This is a genomic window from Ideonella flava (assembly GCF_051857595.1).
Lineage (GTDB): Bacteria > Pseudomonadota > Gammaproteobacteria > Burkholderiales > Burkholderiaceae_C > Ideonella.
Map to the genome: position 1 here is coordinate 169,621 of NZ_JBPZHD010000012.1, position 16,552 is coordinate 186,172.

Annotated in this window: 16 protein-coding genes; 4 read left to right on the forward strand and 12 right to left on the reverse strand. The window is 69.6% G+C overall.

Going from position 1 to position 16,552, the window contains the following annotated elements:
• Window position 1 precedes the first annotated feature (1 nt).
• The 4 genes from ACS5PM_RS25195 to ACS5PM_RS25210 are packed head-to-tail and all read right to left on the reverse strand — an operon-like array spanning window position 2 to window position 4,545.
• On the reverse strand, window positions 2–943 hold the full coding sequence (locus ACS5PM_RS25195) for an ABC transporter permease (RefSeq protein ID WP_439390539.1): 942 nt from the start codon (window positions 941–943) through the stop codon (window positions 2–4).
• Entirely contained in the window at window positions 936–2,042 is a 1,107-nt protein-coding gene (locus ACS5PM_RS25200; protein WP_439390540.1) for an ABC transporter permease, read from the reverse strand. The genes ACS5PM_RS25195 and ACS5PM_RS25200 overlap by 8 nt, the downstream gene beginning before the upstream one ends.
• The gene (locus ACS5PM_RS25205) at window positions 2,039–3,577 is read right to left on the reverse strand and encodes an ABC transporter ATP-binding protein (protein ID WP_439390541.1); all 1,539 of its coding nucleotides are present in this window, start codon (window positions 3,575–3,577) and stop codon (window positions 2,039–2,041) included. The genes ACS5PM_RS25200 and ACS5PM_RS25205 overlap by 4 nt, the downstream gene beginning before the upstream one ends.
• Window positions 3,574–4,545 carry a BMP family lipoprotein gene (locus ACS5PM_RS25210; RefSeq protein WP_439390542.1) on the reverse strand — a complete coding sequence of 324 codons (972 nt, stop codon included), beginning with the start codon at window positions 4,543–4,545 and terminating at the stop codon, window positions 3,574–3,576. The genes ACS5PM_RS25205 and ACS5PM_RS25210 overlap by 4 nt, the downstream gene beginning before the upstream one ends.
• Window positions 4,546–4,603: 58 nt before the next feature.
• Here ACS5PM_RS25210 and add point away from each other — a divergent pair, with 58 nt between their 5' ends.
• A complete protein-coding gene (gene add, locus ACS5PM_RS25215) occupies window positions 4,604–5,671 on the forward strand; it encodes an adenosine deaminase (protein ID WP_439390543.1) in 1,068 nt (355 codons plus the stop codon).
• On the opposite strand, the gene ACS5PM_RS25220 is transcribed toward add, so the two are convergent.
• Window positions 5,668–7,959 carry a TonB-dependent receptor gene (locus ACS5PM_RS25220; RefSeq protein ID WP_439390544.1) on the reverse strand — a complete coding sequence of 764 codons (2,292 nt, stop codon included), beginning with the start codon at window positions 7,957–7,959 and terminating at the stop codon, window positions 5,668–5,670. The two genes, add and ACS5PM_RS25220, sit on opposite strands and share 4 nt — an antisense overlap.
• A 165-nt stretch (window positions 7,960–8,124) precedes the next feature.
• On the opposite strand from ACS5PM_RS25220, the gene ACS5PM_RS25225 reads away from it, so the two are divergent.
• Complete coding sequence (locus ACS5PM_RS25225) at window positions 8,125–8,874, forward strand: class I SAM-dependent methyltransferase (protein WP_439390545.1); 750 nt, start codon at window positions 8,125–8,127, stop codon at window positions 8,872–8,874.
• Here ACS5PM_RS25225 and ACS5PM_RS25230 read toward each other — a convergent pair.
• The 7 genes from ACS5PM_RS25230 to ACS5PM_RS25260 form a co-directional block, all read right to left on the reverse strand.
• Window positions 8,864–9,700, reverse strand: a complete 837-nt coding sequence (locus tag ACS5PM_RS25230) for a dihydrodipicolinate synthase family protein (protein WP_439390546.1) — start codon at window positions 9,698–9,700, stop codon at window positions 8,864–8,866. The two genes, ACS5PM_RS25225 and ACS5PM_RS25230, sit on opposite strands and share 11 nt — an antisense overlap.
• Window positions 9,701–9,707: 7 nt before the next feature.
• Entirely contained in the window at window positions 9,708–10,445 is a 738-nt protein-coding gene (locus tag ACS5PM_RS25235; protein ID WP_439390547.1) for an iron-containing redox enzyme family protein, read from the reverse strand.
• Between the two features lie 15 nt (window positions 10,446–10,460).
• Window positions 10,461–11,219: a class I SAM-dependent methyltransferase gene (locus tag ACS5PM_RS25240; protein WP_439390548.1), complete on the reverse strand. Its 759-nt coding sequence runs from the start codon at window positions 11,217–11,219 to the stop codon at window positions 10,461–10,463.
• 46 nt (window positions 11,220–11,265) lie between these two features.
• Window positions 11,266–12,909 carry an ATP-binding protein gene (locus ACS5PM_RS25245; RefSeq protein ID WP_439390549.1) on the reverse strand — a complete coding sequence of 548 codons (1,644 nt, stop codon included), beginning with the start codon at window positions 12,907–12,909 and terminating at the stop codon, window positions 11,266–11,268.
• Window positions 12,906–13,481 carry a heme NO-binding domain-containing protein gene (locus ACS5PM_RS25250; RefSeq protein WP_439390550.1) on the reverse strand — a complete coding sequence of 192 codons (576 nt, stop codon included), beginning with the start codon at window positions 13,479–13,481 and terminating at the stop codon, window positions 12,906–12,908. The genes ACS5PM_RS25245 and ACS5PM_RS25250 overlap by 4 nt, the downstream gene beginning before the upstream one ends.
• A 185-nt stretch (window positions 13,482–13,666) precedes the next feature.
• The gene (locus ACS5PM_RS25255) at window positions 13,667–14,305 is read right to left on the reverse strand and encodes a response regulator (protein WP_439390551.1); all 639 of its coding nucleotides are present in this window, start codon (window positions 14,303–14,305) and stop codon (window positions 13,667–13,669) included.
• Window positions 14,305–15,465 carry a sensor histidine kinase gene (locus tag ACS5PM_RS25260; RefSeq protein WP_439390552.1) on the reverse strand — a complete coding sequence of 387 codons (1,161 nt, stop codon included), beginning with the start codon at window positions 15,463–15,465 and terminating at the stop codon, window positions 14,305–14,307. Before ACS5PM_RS25260 ends, ACS5PM_RS25255 begins: the two co-directional genes overlap by 1 nt.
• A 178-nt stretch (window positions 15,466–15,643) precedes the next feature.
• Between ACS5PM_RS25260 and ACS5PM_RS25265 the strand changes: the two genes are divergently transcribed.
• Complete coding sequence (locus tag ACS5PM_RS25265; protein WP_439390553.1) at window positions 15,644–16,108, forward strand: hypothetical protein; 465 nt, start codon at window positions 15,644–15,646, stop codon at window positions 16,106–16,108.
• A 63-nt stretch (window positions 16,109–16,171) separates the two neighbouring features.
• On the forward strand, window positions 16,172–16,534 hold the full coding sequence (locus ACS5PM_RS25270; RefSeq protein ID WP_439390554.1) for a response regulator: 363 nt from the start codon (window positions 16,172–16,174) through the stop codon (window positions 16,532–16,534).
• The last annotated feature ends 18 nt before the right edge of the window (window positions 16,535–16,552 follow it).

Sequence of the window (16,552 nt, forward strand, 5' to 3'; positions counted from 1 at the left end):
TTCAACGCTCCTTCACGTAGGGCTGGCCCAACGCCCGGGGGGCCCGGGCACGGCCAATGAAACCCGCCAGAAGGATCACCGTCAAGGCATAAGGCAGCGCCTGGATGGCCTGCACCGGCACCGCCCCCAGGCCCGGCAGGGGCGTGCCCTGCAAGCGGATCGCCAGGGCATCGAGAAAGCCGAACAGCAGGCAGGCACCGAAAGCCCCCAGCGGCCGCCAGTGGCCGAAGATCATCGCCGCCATCGCCATGTAGCCCCGACCTGCCGTCATGTTCGGCACGAACTGCGGGCTCTGCGCCAGCACGAGATAGGCCCCGGCCAACGCGCACAGCATGCCGTTGAGGGCCAGAGCCGAATAGCGCAGCCCGGCCACCGAGACGCCGGCCGCGTCCACCATCGCCGGGTTCTCGCCGGTGGCCTGCAGGCGCAGGCCGAAGCGGGTGTGATCCAGCAGCCAGGCCACCACCGGCACGAGGACCAGCGCCGCATAGACCAGCCCGTTGTGGCCCAGCAACCCCAGCATCGGCGTCTCGCCGCCGGGCCCGCCGAACCAGCGCGACAGGCGCAACTCGTCCGGCAGCGCCGGCGTCTGGCCGCCGAGGTGGAACCACGCCACGCCGAGGGCCACCGTCAGCCCGGCGCAGGTCATGGTGATCGCCATGCCGGCCACGACCTGGTCGCCGCGGAAGGTGACGCAGGCCAGGCCATGCACCATCGACAGCGCCACGCCCACGGCCAGCGCCGCGGCGAAGGCCACCGGCAGCGAGCCGCTCGCCGAGGCCGCCGCACCCGCCGCGAAGGCGGTCGCGAGCATCTTCCCTTCCAGGCCCAGGTCGATCACGCCGGCCCGTTCGGACAGCGTGGCCGCCAGCGCGCAAAGGATGAGCGGCGTGGCCACGCGCAGGGTGGTAGCGACGAGCGTCGCGAAGCCGATCTCATCCATGCGCTCGCTCCCGCCGCGCCAGCAGCCGTGCGAACAACGGCGCCGCCGCCTGGCCCAGCGCACCGCAGAAAAGCACGATCAGGCCCTGCAGCGTGAACACCATGTCGCGGCTGATGGTGGGCATCTCGAAGGACAGCTCGGCCCCGCCCTGGTACAGCGCGCCGAACAGGATGGCCGCGAGCACCACGCCGACCGGATGGTTGCGGCCTATGAGCGAGACCGCGATGCCGGCGAAGCCCGCGCCCACCACGTAGTCCAGCAGCAGCCGGCCGTGCACGCCGGCCACTTCATTGATGCCTACGAGGCCCGCGAGCGCGCCGGACACCGCCATCGCCAACACCACCTGCCGCCCCGGCCGGATGCCGGCGTACCGGGCCGCGGCGGGCGCGAATCCGACCACCCGGATCGCATAGCCCGAACGGCCCCGCCACAGCCACAGCCACACCACGACCACCGCCGCGACCGCCAGCAGCACCGACAGGTTCAGCGGCGAACTCGGCCACTCGATGCCCAGCGCGCCCAGCACCGCGTGCACCGGCGGCACCTGCGCCGACGGGCCGAAGGAACGGCTCTCGACGGTCATGTTGCCAGGCTCCTTCAGCACCTCGACCAGCAGCCACGACAGCAAGGCCGATGCGAGGAAGTTGAACATGATGGTGGTGATGACGACGTGGCTGCCGCGCCAGGCTTGCAGCACGCCCGGGATCGCGCCCCAGGCCATCCCGAAAGCCATGGCGGCGAGCACCATCGCCGGCAGCACCAGCCAGGCCGGCTGGCTGTCGCCGAGCCACAACGCGACCAGCGCGGTGCCCATGCCGCCCAGCATCGCCTGGCCTTCGCCGCCGATGTTGAACAGGCCCGCGTGGTAGGCCACCGCCACCGCGAGCCCGGTGAAGACGAATGTGGTGGCGTAGTAGAGCGTGTAGCTGAAGCCGAGCCAGCTGCCGAAGGCGCCGCGCAGCAGCAGCTTCAGCGCCTGCGCCGGGTCCTGCCCGGCCACGGCGACGACCGCGCCGCTCACCAGGAAGGCCAGGGCCAGGTTGAACACCGGCAGCAGGCCCAGGTCCACCCAGCGTGGCAGCGTCTGACCCGAGCTCAATCGCGCACCCCTGCCATCAGCCTGCCGAGCGTCGCCTCATTGCAGGCCGCGATCGGCAGCTCGCCGGCAATGCGGCCGCCGGACATCACGATCACCCGGTCGGCCAGGGCCAGGATCTCGTCGAGCTCGGACGACACGATGAGCACCGCGCCACCGGCATCGCGCATGGCCCGCAGCCGGCCGTGGATGAACTCGATGGCGCCTATGTCCACGCCGCGGGTGGGCTGGCCCACCAGCAGCACCGTGGGGCGGTGCAGGGCCTCGCGCGCGAGCACGAGCTTCTGCTGGTTGCCGCCCGAGAACTTGGCACTCTTCAGGTCGGGCGCTCGCGGCCGCACGTCGTAGTCGGCCATCATGCGTTCAGTGTCCGATCGCATCCTCCGCCGACGCAGCAGGCCACCGCGGGCATAACGCGCCAGCCGGTGGTAGCCCAGCACCGCGGATTCCCAGGCCGGCAGGCCCAGCACCAGCCCCCGGCGGTGGCGGTCTTCCGGCACGTGGGCCAGGCCCAGCCAGCGGGCGCGCCGCGGGTCCAGCCAGCGGCCCGGCTCGAAGCGCTGGCCGCCGAGCTCCAGCCGGCCGGCCACGGGCGTCGTGAGGCCCGCCAGCACGTCCAGCAGCTCGCTCTGGCCGTTGCCCGACACGCCGGCGATGCCGACGATCTCGCCCGGCCTGAGCACCAGCGAAACGCCGCCCAGGCGCTCCGTGCCGTGCTCGTCGCGGCAGCGCAGGTCGCGCCCGGCCAGCAGCGGCGCGTCGGCCTCTTCCGGCGCGACCGGGGAGGGCCCCTCCCCCCGACCCAGTTGCACGCGCCGGCCGACCATCGCCTCCGCCAGGCCGTCGAGCGAGGTCTCGGCCATCGCCTTGTCCAGCACCACGCGGCCGCCGCGCATCACGGTGACGCGGTCGCACAGGGCGGCCACTTCCTTCAGCTTGTGCGTGATGAGCAGGAGGGTCGTGCCGCGCTGTCGCAGCGCGGCCAGCGTGGCGAACAGCGACTCGGTCTCGGCCGGCGTCAGCACCGCCGTCGGCTCGTCCAGGATCAGGATGCGCGCGCCGCGGTAGAGCGCCTTGAGGATCTCCAGTCGCTGCCGTTCGCCCACCGGCAGCTCCTCGACCACTGAATCCAGGCGCACCGCCAGGCCGGTCTCGCGCATCAGCGCCTGCAGCTCGCCGCGCACCTTGTCGCGCGCGGGCTTGAGCCGCCAACCGGGCTCGGCACCGAGCAGCACGTTGTCCAGCGCGGTGAAGGTCTCGACCAGCATGAAGTGCTGGTGGACCATGCCGATGCCCAGCGCGATCGCGTCCTTCGAATGCCGGATGCGCACCGGCTGGCCGTCGATCGCGATCTCGCCGCTGTCGGCCTGGTAGAAGCCGTACAGGATGGACATCAGCGTGCTCTTGCCGGCGCCGTTCTCGCCGACGATGCCGTGCACCGTGCCGCGCGCCACGCGCAGGCTCACCTCGTCGTTCGCCTGCAGCTCGCCGAAGCGCTTGCAGATGTGGCTCATCGCCACGGCAGGGTCTTCGCTCAAGGCGTGCAGGCGTTGGCGGCCATGTAGTCGGTGACCTTGATCCGGCCGGCGATGATGTCCGCGCGGGCGGCATCCACCTTGGCCTTCATCGCGGGCGTGACGAGCTTGGCGTTGTGCTCATCGAGCGCGACGTCCACCCCTGCCTCCTTCAGGCCCAGCACCGTCAGGCCCGGGGTGGCCTTGTTGGCCGCGTTGTAGACGGCCACGTCGACCTTCTTGACCATCGACGTCAGCATGGTGCCGGGGTGCAGGTGGTTCTGGTTGCTGTCCACCCCGATCGCCAGCTTGCCGGCATCCTTGGCGGCCTGGAAAACGCCGACGCTGGAGCCGCCGGCCGCGGCGAAGATCACGTCCGCCCCCTTGGCGATCTGCGCCTTGGCGAGCTCGCCGGCACGGGAGGGGTCGCTCCAGGCCGCAGGCGTGGTGCCCGTCATCGCGTTGCTGATCTCTATCTTGGGATTGGCGTAGCGCGCCCCTTGCTCGTAGCCGCACTGGAACTTGCGGATCAGCGGGATGTCCATGCCGCCGACGAAGCCGATCTTGCCGCTCTTGCTGGCCATGGCGGCCATGATTCCGGCGAGGAAGCTGCCCTCGTGCTCCTTGAAGACGATGGACTCGACGTTGGGCAGCTTGACCACCGAGTCCACCAGCACGAACTGCGTCTTGGGGAAGGCCTTGGCCACCTTCTCGATGCTCGAGGCCTGGGAGAAGCCGATGCCCATCACCGGGTTCGCGCCGCGCTCGGCCATGCGGCGCATCGCCTGTTCGCGCTGGGCCTCGTTGGCGATCTCGAAGTCGAGGTAGCCCTTGCCGGTGTCCTTCTTCCAGCGCTCGGCGCCGCGGTAGGCCGCCTCGTTGAAGGACTTGTCGAACTTGCCGCCCATGTCGTAGACGATGGCCGGGTCGGCCCAGGCCGAGGCACAGAGCGCGGACAGGGCCGCGGCGACGATCGAACAACGTGAAATCATGAAAATTCCGCAGGGCGAGGGCAGCAGGAGATGCCGATTGTCAGGCTTAGGATGGCGCATGAACGAGCATGAGAACGGGAGCGGCCATTCGTTGCCTGGCCGCGAAGTCGAGTCGCTGCGCCGCCTGCCGAAGGTCTTGCTGCACGAGCACCTGGATGGCGGCCTGAGCCACCGGACGCTGCTGCGCCTGCTGCATGCGCGCGGCATCCCGGCGCCGGCCCCGGATGAAGAAGGGCTGGCTCGTTGTTTCGCCGATCGGGCGCACGCGGGCAGCCTCGTCGAGTACCTCAAGGGATTCGGCTTGACGGTGGCCGCGATGGCCGAGCCCGAGGCCATGACGGAAGTGGCCTTCGAGGCGGCCGAAGAGGCCCGCAGGCAAGGCTGCCTTCTCGCCGAGTTCCGCATGGCGCCGTTGCTGCTGGAAAGCGATGGGGTCGCGGCCGAGGCGGCCATCGAGGCCCTGCTCGCCGGCCTCGCCCGCAGCGAGCTGCCCTCGGGCCTCATCCTCTGCGCCATGCGCCACGAACCGCCGCTGCGCAGCGAGCGCGTGGTGCGCCTGGCCCTGCGCTACCGGAGCCAGGGCGTCGTCGGCTTCGACCTCGCGGGCGCCGAGTTCGGACATCCTCCGGCTGACCACGCGGGCGCACTCGCGATCGCCCGTGAAGCCGGCCTGCCGATCACCCTGCACGCGGGCGAGGCGGACGTGGCCGAACGCGTGCTCGAAGCGGCCACGCTCGGCGCCACCCGCATCGGCCACGGCGTGCGCATGGCGGACTGGCTGCCCACGGCCGAGGGGCGCGAGCGACTGGCCGAAGTGCGCGAGCGCGGCCTGCACTTCGAGATGTGCCCGACGAGCAACGTGCACACCGGCGCCGTGCCCTCGCTCGCCGAGCACCCGATCGGTGCCCTCTGGCGCGCCGGCATCAGCCTGTCGTACCACACCGACAACCCGCTGATGTCGTGCACCACGATGACCGGCGAAGCCGCCGTGCTGGTCGAGCAGCAGGGCCTCGGCCATGCCGACCTGCTGGCCATGGCGCGAGAAGCCGCGAAGCATTCCTTCCTGCCCGGCGCGGTGCGGGCCCAGGCGCTCGCGCGCCTGGGCAACGAAGCCGCCGCGCACTAGAACATCGCCCGGAAGTTCACCCCCCAGGTGCGCGGCTCGTTGACGAAGCCGGTCAGGTTGTTGAAGTCGATGCCGCCGACGACCCGGACCTGGTTGGTGATGTTGCGGCCGAAGGCGGCCAGCTCGTACTTGCCGTCGCCCCAGATGTAGCCGGCGCGCAGGCCGCCCTCGGTGAGCGACTTGCCGGTGAACTCCTTCGACTCGTAGAGGAAAAAGTTGACCTTGCTGCGGTACGTCCAGTCGGTCAGCACGTAGAAGTCGCCGCTGCCCACCGGCTGCATGTACTTCAGCGTGAAGTTCACGGTGGTCTTGGGCGCCTGAGGCAGCGGGTTGCCGTCGATCAGGGCCTTGCCATCGGCGTTCAGCGGGTCGGTCACGGTGCAGTTGTTGGCCGGCGGATTCATGCCGTTGCCGCACACCGACACGGCCAGGGCCTTGTCCTTGATGCGGGTGTCGTTGTAGCCCACCCCCAGCGTGGCCAGCAGTTGCTCGGTCAGGTAGGCCTGCAGGTCCAGCTCGAAGCCGCGGCCGGTGGCCTTGTCGGCATTGAGCAGGACGTTGGAGTTCGAGGCCCCGCCGACCGCCGTGAGCTGCAGGTCCTTGACCGTGTAGCTGAAGACGCCGAAGGACAGCCGCGCGCGGCGGTCGAAGAGTTCGGCCTTCACGCCGGCCTCGAAGGAGGTGTTGTTCTCCGGCCCGGCGATGGACTGGTTGTTGAAGGCGCCGGCGCCCTGCACGCTGGAGCCGCGGTAGCCGGTGGCGGCGCGGGCGAAGAGGTTCACGTCCTTGGCCACCGCGTAGGTGCCGGAGAGGTCCCAGTTCAGCTTGCTGTCCGACGGCGCGGCGGTGGTCGGGCCGGCGGCCTGCAGTTCGGCGAAGGTCGGCACCGTGCCGAAGACGTTGCTGTAGTAGTCCTCGACCGCGAAGTCCTTCTTGTCGCGGGTGTAGCGCAGGCCGCCGCGCAGCTTGAACTGCGGCGTCACCGCGTAGTTGAGGTTGCCGAAGACCGCGTAGGCCGTGTTCTTCTGCCGCACGCGCTCGTAGCCGTTCTCCGGGTTGCCGGTCGTCAGCGAGTCGTAGCTGAAGCTCTCGATCTTGTAGTCCTCGCTGAAGAGGTACAGGCCGGCCTGCCAGGCCAGCGGGCCTGAGCTGGCCGACTCGATGCGGAACTCCTGGCTCAGCTGCCGGTGCTCGGGCATGCCGTCGGCCGTCTCGGACGAGAACGGGATCGTGCCCGGCCCCGAGGGCGGCGCGAACACCGCGCCATAGCCGCCGTCGATGTCGCCCCGGCTGAGGGCATGCACCTGTTCCCAGCCGGTGATCGAGTGCAGGGTCAGGCCCTGGCCCATGTCCCAGCGCAGCCGGGCGCTGGCGCCGTAGTTCTGCAGCTCAGAGCGGTTGATGCCGTCGGTCGAGACCTTCTTGATGTCGAAGTCGTCGACCAGGTCGTTGGTGCCGGGCTTGATGATGTTGGCGCGGAAGACCCGCGCCGAGCCGTCGAAGTCGCGGCCGTGCAGGTTGAACAGCGCGCTGAAATCGCGGCTGGGCTGGACCATCCACTGCAGGCGCACGGCGTTGTCGCTGTAGCCCTCCATCTTCTGCGTCGGCCCGGCGTCGTTGGTGTTCTCGACCCAGTCGTCGCGGTTCTGGCTGAGCAGCGAGACGCGCAGCGCCGAGCCCTCCGAGGTCGGCACATTGATGGCGCCTTCGGCATTGACGGTCGAGAAGGTGCCCAGGGTGAGGCTGCCGTAGCCCTCGAACTTGCGGCTCGGGCGGGCCGAATCGAACTTGACCACGCCGCCCGGGGTGTTGCGCCCGAAGAGCGTGCCCTGCGGGCCGCGCAGCACCTCGACCCGGTCCAGGTCGAACACCGGGAAGCCCTTGAGGATGGGGTTCTCCTGCACCACGTCGTCATAGACCAGCGAGACGGGCTGCGAGGCGTTGAGGCGGAAATCGGTGTTGCCGTAGCCGCGGATGTAGAAGCGGGGGAAGGCGCGACCGTAGGACGACTCGATGTTCAGGCTGGGCACGCGCCCGGAGAGCACGCGGATGTCCTGCCCGCTCGTGGCCAGCACGTCCAGCATCTCGGGGCTGATCGTGCTGATGGAGCTGGGCACGTCGAGGATGTTCTCGCTGCGGCGCTCGGCAGTCACCGTGATGGTCTGCAGCTTGCCGGGCTCGGCGCCTGTCTCGGTGCCGGCGGGGGCCTGGGCGTGGGCCGCCTGTGCGAGCCCGATCAGGGCCAGCGCCGCAGCCAGAGGACGAAGGGCGGGTCGGTGGTGACGCATGGACTCTCCTCGGTGGTTGGAGGCGATCCCAAGCAAGCGGCATGCACAGCACGGGTTAGGCCTCCAGAGCGAGGATCCTAGTCAGGGGCGTGCCGCCCATCCATCGCATGCAACCCGCCCTGTTGCGCGGCCGCACCTCGGGGGCTGCGGCTAGCATCGGCGCCCATGAAGCTCCCCTGGCCCCTGCCCGCCCTGATCACCTGGGCGGCGGCCTGGGCGCTGTTCCTGCTCGCCCCGCGCGCGGGCATCGCGCCGCTGGCCGGCTTCGTCGCCGCCATGGGGCTGGTGGCGCTCGTCGCCTGGCGCCTGGGCGCACCAGCCTGGCGCAGGATGATCCTGGTGGCGGGCTTTCCGCTGTCGGTGGTGGCCGCCGGCAGCGCCGCGGGCGCCCTGCCGGCCTGGGCCTGGCTGCTGCCGCTGATCCTGCTGCTGGCGGTGTATCCGATCCAGGCCTGGCGCGATGCGCCGGTCTTCCCCACCCCGGCCGGTGCCCTGGCCGGCCTGGCCGCCGCGGCGCCGCTGCCGGCCGGCGCCCGTGTGCTGGACGCGGGTTGCGGCCTCGGCGCCGGGCTGCGCGCCCTGCGCGCCGAGTACCCGCAAGCCCGGCTGGAGGGACTCGAATGGAGCTGGCCGCTGGCGCTGGCCTGCGCCTGGAGGTGCCGGCTGGGGGCCCTCAAGGCACAGGTCCGAAGGGGCGACATCTGGGCCGCCGACTGGTCCGGCTACGACCTGGTCTATCTTTTCCAGCGGCCCGAGAGCATGGCTCGGGCGATGGAGAAAGCCGGGCGCGAACTGCGCCCCGGCGCCTGGCTGGCCAGCCTGGAGTTCGAGGCTGCCGGCTGGCGGCCGGCAGTTCGCCTGGGCGCGCCCGGCGCCAAGCCGGTCTGGCTTTACCGCGCGCCTTTCAGGCGCTGAGCCGAGACCGTGTCGCGTCGTCGCGCAGCACGCCCAGTTCACGCAGGATCGCCTTGCGCTGGGCAATCATGGCCGCGGGGCGCTGGCGCTCGCGTGCAATGACCTCACGCAATGACTCGAAGGCAGCCAACGCGCCGGCTATATCCCCGTCCCGGAAACGGGCCATCGTCTGCACGAGCAGCTCGGGCTGCGGGCAGCCGGTGAAGAACCCGTCCGCGCCGTGCTCCAGCTCCCGCAGGGCATGCGCTCCGCTCAAGCCGCCGAAGATCCTCACGCGCTGACCGACGACGGCGCGCAGTCGGGCCATCTTGGCGTCGGTCGGCTGGTCCTCGAGCTTGATGCCGGCGACCTCTGGAACGCACTCGGCCAGCAGGGCGATCAGTTCCACCGGCAGGGGCGGCGTGGCGGGAGGGTAGTCCAGCAGCACGATCGGCAGCCCGGCCGACCGCCCGATCGCCCTGAAGTGCTCGACGATGGCTGGCGGTCCGTCGCCCGAGGGCTTGACGAGCAGGCCGTCGACGCCGCATTGCGCCGCTTCATCCACCTGCGCCAGGGCCGCTTCGGTGCCATCCGCCAGGATCCCCGCGATCACCGGCACCCGGGCACGCGCCCGCAGCACGACCCGCTCCATCACGTGCCGGCGCTCGGTCTCGTCCAGCAGGTCGCCCTCGCCGGCCACGCTGACCGGCACCAGGCCGGCCGCCCCGCCTTCGAGGTAGTAGTCGACCACGCGGTCCAGGCTGTCGAGGTCCAGGCCGCCCCCGGCCACCATCGGCGTCGGCAGGACGGCGAAGAGGCCTTTCAGCCAGGCAGGGGGCGCGAGCATGGGCCGCTCAACCGGCCATCGGCGCCAGGGCCGGCTCGCCTTCACGCTGCGCGGCCCGCAGCACGCCGTCGAAGAAGCGGCAGCGGGCGTCGAGGGCCTCGCGGATCGCGGTTTCGACGGTTTCGATGTCGTGGCCGCGGCCCAGGCAAGGCAGCAGCACCGACTCGAGCTTGTCGGCGTGCCCGCCGTCGACGTGGATGTGCTCTTCGAAGAAGACGAGGTCCTGTCTTTCGAACGCGACGGCCTGGAGCAGCCCCGCCTCGATCTGCGAATACAGCGCGCCCACGATGCCTTCGGAGGCATAGCAGAGCGCGCCGAGGATGCCGAGCATGCCGTGGCGATCGCTCAGGCCGAGGTAGGTGTCGATCAGGGCCTTCGTCTCGGGCTCCGGCGCGATGTCGGCCAGCTGGATGTCGGAGATGCCGAGCGCCCGGGTGAAGCGGCGGAACAGGGCCGCATGCGCGCGCTCCGGGTCGCCTTCGCCCAGCTCCTCCCACAGGTTCTCGGCGATCACCATGCGCGCCGACTCGTGCGGGCACACCGCCAGGGCCTTGGCCAGGAAGCGCGTGAACTCGCGGCTGAACTGGTACATCTGGCAGCCGAGCACGCGCACCTGCTGCACCGTCAGGCGCCCCGCGCGGCAGCGCTCGACGAAGGGGTGGCTCCACAAGGCATGCGCCTGGGCCAGTTGCCTGAAACGGGATGCCGGAGCCAGCAGGCAGGGGGTGTTGCGAACGATGGTCATGGGTCACCTCGCGTGTCAGGAGCGCGCGACCTTGACGGCCAGGTGCAGGGGAACGTCGGAAAGAGGGCCGAAGAAGGCCTCGTCCAGCTCGAGCATTTCGCTCGTGACGCCCAGCTCGCTCACCGTCGGCATGGTGCTGAAGCCCGCCAGGCGCAGGGCATCGAAATAGTCGGCCAGCGTCTTGTGCACGAGCCGCACGTCCAGCGCGCTGCCGTCGCGCTTCCAGATGCGCCCGGCGAACTGGGCGTCGCGGGCGCTGAAGTAGCCCGACTCGCCCACTTCGAAGCCGAACGGTGGCGCCGCCTCGCGCATGAACGGGAACGCCGGATGAGGGACGGCGAAGACGAAGTGGCCGCCGGGCCTCAGCGTGCGGTGGACCTTGACCATCGTCTGCCGCATCGGCTCGACGCCCAGGTAGTTGAAGAGGAAGACCGCCAGCACGAGGTCGAAGCGTTCCTCGCCCAGGTCGGCCGAGGCCGCGTCGGCCACCTCGTAGCGGATGCCCAGGGGCTCGCGCTCCTCGGCCTGCCGGGCCAGGCCGATCATTCGTTCGGACACGTCGATGCCGAGCACCTGCGCGCCGCGCTGCTGCAGGATGCGGCTGCAGTAGCCTTCGCCGCAGCCGAGGTCGAGCACGCGCCGGCCCTGCACCGGCTCGCAAAGGGCCAGCACGCGCGGCCGGGCCGTGTAGTCGGACAACGAACTCGGCGCCTGCCGGGCCCAGTGGTCCGCCGTGCGCTGGTAGAGCGCGTGGGCGTCAGAGACTGGTGTCATCGCGGTGCTCCCTGCACTGATTGGTGTGCCCCGCCTTTCGGCGTGCTCAGCACGCCTTTGCCAGGAACTTCGAAAGCAGCTGTTTCAGCTCCTCCGGCTCGAAAGGCTTGGCGAGCACGTCGTCGGCCCCCGCTGCCTTGAAATGCGTCGGATCCATGGCCAGCATGCTGGCCGTCCAGATGACGATGGGGGGCGAGGCATGCACGCCGCGCTCTGAACGGATCAGCTGGCAGGCCTGGATGCCATCCATGTCCGGCATCTGCATGTCGAGCAGCACGAGGTCATAGCGGGTTCTTCGCACCGACTCGATGGCGGCCTCGCCGTGGTCGACGACGTCGACGGACGCGCCGAGGGCTTCGAGATGCAGCTGCGCGACCAATTGATTGACCGGTTCGTCGTCGCACAGCAGCACGCGGCCTTCGAAGCGCTGCAATGTCCGGTCGCTCGCCGGCCGCGGCAGGGGGCTGAGCCTTCCCTTGTCCAGCCGCACCGCGAGCCAGAAGACACTGCCCTGCCCCGGCTCGCTGCGCACGCCCACCTCGCCGCCCATCAGGCCGGCCAGCTTCTTGCAGATGGCCAGGCCGAGACCCGTCCCGCCGTACCTCCGCGTCGTCGAGGCGTCGGCTTGGGAGAAAGGCTCGAACAAGGTGCGCTGCTTGTGCAAGGGAATACCGATGCCGGTGTCGTGCACCTCGAGCCTCATCGTCACCTCGGAGTCGGTCTCGTCGAGCGTCGAGATGCGGATGCTCACCTTGCCGGCACTGGTGAACTTGACCGCGTTGGCCAGGTAGTTGACCAGCACCTGCCGGATGCGAGTCGGGTCGCCTCGCAGCACGTCCGGCGCTTCGGCGGCCATGTCGAAGTCGATCGCCAGGCCTTTGTCGCTCGCCTGGAAGGCCACCATCTCGACCGCATCGCCCACCACCCTGCGCAGGCTGAAGTCGACGTGTTCCAGCTCCAGCTTGCCCGCCTCGACCTTGGAGAAGTCGAGGATGCCGTTGATGATGCCCAGCAGCGTCTTGCCGCTCTTCAAGGCGGTGCTGGCGCAGTCGCGCTGCTGGTGCGAGAGCCGGCCCGCGAGCAGGTAGTTCAGCATGCCCAGCACGCCGTTGAGCGGCGTGCGGATCTCATGGCTCATCACCGCCAGGAACTCGCTCTTCATGCGACTGGCCTGTTCCGCCGCCTCGGCGGCGCGGGTGGCCTCGCGCAGGCTGTCCTGTTGCTGCCTGAGTCGCCTGGACAACTCCTGCGCATCGGCCAGGGCCTTGTTCTTGGTCTGCAGCAGGAACAGCAGGTCGCTGACCGGGTCGTGCACGGCGAAGTCGCTCAAGCCCAGCCCGAGGCGGCTGACCTCGGCCATGTCGGTCACCCAGGGCGATCCCAGGAAGAACAGCGAGCCTTCCGGCTGCGGAACCATCTCGCCGCGAAGCCGCAGCGGAGCATGCAGATGCTGCAGGACGAACAGCGATGCGGCGTGGTGGCGGAGCGCGTCGACGTCCATCCGCGCCATGGCCGGGCGCTGGACACGAAAGTGGTCTGCGAAGAACTCTCCCTCGACCATGCCGGGGCACAGTCGGCGCAGCGCGGATCCCAATTGCAGGACACGCAACTGGCCGTCGAGCACGACATGGAAGGGGAAGGCAGCGGCGAACTGCTGCGGTGAAAGGTTCAGGGACGGCTCGTGCGTCATCCTCGGGGTGCTCCGGTCGTCTCGATGATGTCGATGCGGAACACATCGTGGTCGTCGGCGGCGCCGCGCTCCAGGCGCTGCACCCGAATCTCCTGTGAGAAACGCTTGCCCAGCCCCCGAAGCAGCCCGACGACCATGGGGGCCAGGCCGGTGCGCTCGCTGCGGTAGTGCAACAACAGGCTTTGGGCCGCGCCAGGGATCCGTTCCACCTCGAACGACGGCGGCCGCAGGTCCGGGAAGGTCAACGCCACGTGGCTGTGCAGGTTGTCCAGGTTGACGAGGAATTCCTGCAGGCTCGTGCCGAACATCGACAGCATCTCGCCGTAGCCTTCTTGCGCGGTGTAGAGCACCCAATGCTCACCGAAGGCCTCGAGCACTTGCGCCGCGCTCTGGTGCAGGACCTCCGTCGCCGCCTGGACCAGGCGAAACGTGAGCTCGTCCGGGTAACTCTCCATCGAGACGAACAGGTCTTCTTCGCCGAACCCCGCGCGTCCTCGGACCTCGTTCCAGGCCCGCTCGCCAAAGCCTCGGCGAACGTAGTCCTCGAGGGCCTGACTGATCAGCCCGTACATAGATTGGTTCCTCCCTGGTGCTCGCGAAGACCGTGTCGCGGCAGCCCAAGCATATCTACGCCGATTCACCGGGGAAGTCCAGTGCTTCCCTGGGGGCGCGGGGCGATCCCTCGCCCGACGTGGGGGATACGTTCACGCTGACAGGGCGGCAGCGGCGAGAACGCCGGCGCACGGGCGCCGGACGGCTACTCGCCCACCAGCCCGTTGCGGATGGCGTAGACGGTCAGCTCGGAGTTGTTGGTCAGGCCGAGCTTCTCGAGCACCCGGGCGCGGTAGACGCTCACCGTCTTGGGCGACAGCGTCAGCTCGTTGGCGATGTCCGCCAGGCGCTTGCCGGAGGCGATCATCACCAGCGTCTGCAGCTCGCGGTCCGACAGCTTCTCGTGGGCGTTGGCGGTCTCGGGCGTGGTCAGGCTCTCGACGAGCATCTGGGCGATCTCGGGGGTGACGTACTTGCGCCCCTGGGCGACCGTGCGCACCGCCTGCACCAGCACGTGCGGGTCGCCGCCCTTGTTCACGTAGCCGAAGGCGCCGGCCTTGAGGGCCCGGATGGCGTACTGGTCCTCCGGGTACATGCTGACCACCAGCACCTTGACCGGCGAGCCCTCGTCCTTGAGCACGTGCAGCACGTCCAGGCCGCTGCGGCCAGGCATGTTGATGTCCAGCACCAGGACGTCGCAGCTGTCCTTGCGCAGCAGGGTGCGCAGCTCGCCGTAGTCGCCCGCCTCGCCGACGACCTCTATATCGGGGGCGTCGGAAAGGGTGTCCCGGATGCCGCGGCGGATCAGGGCGTGGTCGTCGCAGACGATGACGCGTGTGGACATCAGAGTTCTCCCCAGGCCGACGGATCATGCTCGCCGTCGTTTGCCGGATCTTCGCCGAAAGGCGGGCGGGCGGCTTTCTCGTCCAGCGGGATGGACAGGATCAGCGTCGTGCCGGCGGCACTGCTGGACAGGTCGACCCAGCCGCCGACGGTCGACGCCCTTTCATGCAGGCCGCGGATGCCGAAGCTGCGCGCCTTGGCGAGATCTTCCTGCGACAGCCCGCGGCCGTTGTCGCTCACTTCCAGCGACAGCACGCCCTGCGCCAGCGACAGGTCGATGCCGACCCGGCTCGCCTGGGCGTGCTTGCTGATGTTGGTCAGCGCCTCCTGCGCGGCGCGGTAGGCCACCAGCGGCACGCCCGGCGGCAGCTGCGGGTTGTCGTGGCTGGTGCGGAAGCTGCAGACCACGCCGGTGCGGCGCTCGAACCGGTTGGCCAGCCACTGCAGCGCGGCGACCAGGCCTTGCTCGAGGATGGCCGGGCGCAGGTTGTGCATGATGCGCTGGCTCGCCTCCAGCGCGTGGGTCACCGTCTCCATCGCGCTGTCGAGCCGGGCCTTGAGCTCGGGCGTGGTCGCGTGGCGGGCCATCCAGGCCAGGTCGAACTTCAGGGCCGACAGCGAGCCGCCGACGTCGTCGTGGATCTCGCGCGCGATGGCCGCGCGCTCCATCTCGACGCTGGTCTGCAGGTGCTGGGCCAGCTCCGACAGCCGCTGGCGCGACGCCGCGAGGGCGCGATCCGACTTTTCCCGCGCCCGCAGGGTCTGGTAGGCGTCTATCGCGTGCTCGGTGGCCGGCGCCAGGCGGGACAGGTTGCTCTTGAGCAGGTAGTCGGCGGCCCCGTTGCGCATGGCGGCCACCGCCACGTCCTCGCCGATCTCGCCCGACACCAGGATGAAGGGCACGCGCAGGCCGCTCTCGCGCAGGATGTCCAGGGCGTGCAGGCCCGAGAAGCCGGGCACGTTGTAGTCGGAAATGATCACGTCCCAGTGCGCGCCCAGCGCGGCGCGGAACGCCGGCTCGGTATCGACCCGGTGGGCCTGGATATCCGCCCCGCCACGGCGCAAGTGGGCCATCGCCAACTCGTGATCGAGTTCCGAATCTTCGATGTGCAGCACCCGCAGCCTACGGCTTGGCGCGTGGCTGCCGATATCGCCACTCATGGGCCGAGTATCGCGCAGCCGCCCGGCTGTCGATGGACGGCCCGCAGCCTGGGAGTGACCTGGCTTGAGGCGGAATAGAGGCCGGTTTAGGGCCGTGATCGGCTCAACGGCCGGTTACAGGCTGTCGAAGAATCCTCCAGGCCGCCTAAAAGGACGACCAAGTAGTCGCGGAGCACCGATGCCGAATCCAGAAAGCCCCGTACCGGAATCCCACCCCGGCCTGCCCCTGATGGTGGCGGCCGACCTGCAGGACCACCTGATGGTGGCCAGCAACGACCTGGAGCGCCTGCAAAGGCTGCTGGACGACGCGAGCGAGACGCTGTCGGGCCATTTCTACGGCGCTTCGGCCCGGATCAACGAGGTGCTGCGCGTGGCCGCCGCGATGCCCGAGGTCGACCACGGCGCCATGCACAGCGCGATGCAGAACCTCACCGGCGCGATCACCGCGCTGCAGTTCCACGACATGGCGATCCAGCTGATCGCCCACACCCAGAAGCGGCTGCGCTCGTGCGCCGACCGGATCGCCCGGGATGCGATGGGTGAAGACGATGAAGACGGAGCCGCCATCGTCGAGGACGGCCCCGGCCGCCCCAACCCGGTGACGCAGGACGAGATGGACGCCGGTTCCATCGATCTGTTCTGAGCGCCCATCCCCCTTTCGAGCCCAGCCCCGTAGCCCCTACCCAGACCTTTCGGAGAAAAAGCGATGCACTCGATTCTTGCCGTGGACGATTCGCCCTCGATGCGCCAGATGGTGTCCTTCACGCTGAAGAACGCCGGCTTCAACGTCGTCGAGGCCGTGGACGGCCAGGACGCCTGGGAGAAGGCGGGCAGCCGCGACTTCAACCTGGTGCTGACGGACCAGAACATGCCGCGCATGGATGGCATCAGCCTGACCAAGAAGCTGCGCGAGAACCCCAAGTTCAAGGCCACGCCCATCCTGATCCTGACCACCGAGTCCAGCGACCAGATGAAGCAGGCCGGCCGCGCCGCCGGTGCCACCGGCTGGCTGGTCAAGCCCTTCGATCCCGCCAAGCTGATCGAGGTGATCGGCAAGGTCATCCGCTGAGCGCGGAAGACGGCGAAG

What these genes read in the sequence shown, in the direction of transcription:
- ACS5PM_RS25195 (WP_439390539.1), bottom strand. Translation starts at nt 943, where the DNA reads ATGGATGAGATCGGCTTCGCGACGCTCGTCGCTACCACCCTGCGCGTG.
- ACS5PM_RS25210 (WP_439390542.1), bottom strand. Translation starts at nt 4,545, where the DNA reads ATGATTTCACGTTGTTCGATCGTCGCCGCGGCCCTGTCCGCGCTCTGT.
- add (WP_439390543.1), top strand. Translation starts at nt 4,604, where the DNA reads ATGAACGAGCATGAGAACGGGAGCGGCCATTCGTTGCCTGGCCGCGAA.
- ACS5PM_RS25220 (WP_439390544.1), bottom strand. Translation starts at nt 7,959, where the DNA reads ATGCGTCACCACCGACCCGCCCTTCGTCCTCTGGCTGCGGCGCTGGCC.
- ACS5PM_RS25225 (WP_439390545.1), top strand. Translation starts at nt 8,125, where the DNA reads ATGAAGCTCCCCTGGCCCCTGCCCGCCCTGATCACCTGGGCGGCGGCC.
- ACS5PM_RS25230 (WP_439390546.1), bottom strand. Translation starts at nt 9,700, where the DNA reads ATGCTCGCGCCCCCTGCCTGGCTGAAAGGCCTCTTCGCCGTCCTGCCG.
- ACS5PM_RS25235 (WP_439390547.1), bottom strand. Translation starts at nt 10,445, where the DNA reads ATGACCATCGTTCGCAACACCCCCTGCCTGCTGGCTCCGGCATCCCGT.
- ACS5PM_RS25240 (WP_439390548.1), bottom strand. Translation starts at nt 11,219, where the DNA reads ATGACACCAGTCTCTGACGCCCACGCGCTCTACCAGCGCACGGCGGAC.
- ACS5PM_RS25245 (WP_439390549.1), bottom strand. Translation starts at nt 12,909, where the DNA reads ATGACGCACGAGCCGTCCCTGAACCTTTCACCGCAGCAGTTCGCCGCT.
- ACS5PM_RS25250 (WP_439390550.1), bottom strand. Translation starts at nt 13,481, where the DNA reads ATGTACGGGCTGATCAGTCAGGCCCTCGAGGACTACGTTCGCCGAGGC.
- ACS5PM_RS25255 (WP_439390551.1), bottom strand. Translation starts at nt 14,305, where the DNA reads ATGTCCACACGCGTCATCGTCTGCGACGACCACGCCCTGATCCGCCGC.
- ACS5PM_RS25260 (WP_439390552.1), bottom strand. Translation starts at nt 15,465, where the DNA reads ATGAGTGGCGATATCGGCAGCCACGCGCCAAGCCGTAGGCTGCGGGTG.
- ACS5PM_RS25265 (WP_439390553.1), top strand. Translation starts at nt 15,644, where the DNA reads ATGCCGAATCCAGAAAGCCCCGTACCGGAATCCCACCCCGGCCTGCCC.
- ACS5PM_RS25270 (WP_439390554.1), top strand. Translation starts at nt 16,172, where the DNA reads ATGCACTCGATTCTTGCCGTGGACGATTCGCCCTCGATGCGCCAGATG.